Genomic DNA, 598 nt, shown 5'->3' on the forward strand with positions numbered 1-598 from the left:
CGAGCAGGGCAGGGCCATCAGCCCGCTCGCCAGCGCGATGGCGAGGATGCGGCGGGCGAGCGCGCGGTCCGGCGCGAAATCGGCGCGGCGGCGGAGCAGGAGGGCGAGGGCGAGGGCGTTGAACCAGGCGGCGAGGCTGGTCGAGAGCGCGATGCCGACCTGTTGCAGCGGGTGCATCAGGGCGAGGTTGAGGGCGAGGTTGATCGCGACCGCGGCGAGCCCGGTCTTGACCGGGGTGGAGGTGTCGCCGCGGGCGAAGAAGCCGGGGGCGAACAGCTTCACCAGCACGAAGGCGGGCAGGCCGAAGGCATAGACGGCGAGGGCGGCGGCGCTGCGGGCGGCGTCGGCGTCGGAAAAGGCGCCGTGGGCGAAGAGGGTGCGCATCACCGGCAGGCCGATCGCGGCGAGGGCGGCGGCGGCGGGCAGGGTGAGCAGCAGCGAGACGGCGATGGCGCGGTTGAGCGATTCGCGGGCGGCATCGGTCTCGTTGCGGCGGAACTGGCGCGAGAGACTCGGCAGCAGCACGGTGCCGACCGCGGTGCCGATGACGCCGAGGGGGAGCTGGTTCACCCGGTCGGCGTAGTACAGCACCGAGACG

1 protein-coding gene is annotated in these 598 nt (G+C 73.7%); it reads right to left on the reverse strand.

Annotated features, from left to right (window positions below):
* Positions 1 to 598 (reverse strand): murein biosynthesis integral membrane protein MurJ (gene murJ, locus APM_RS13260; RefSeq protein WP_039888766.1); only part of this gene is annotated, 598 nt, incomplete at both ends.

Origin of the sequence: Acidiphilium sp. PM, assembly GCF_000219295.1 — a bacterium.
GTDB classification, from domain to species: Bacteria; Pseudomonadota; Alphaproteobacteria; order Acetobacterales; family Acetobacteraceae; genus Acidiphilium; species Acidiphilium multivorum.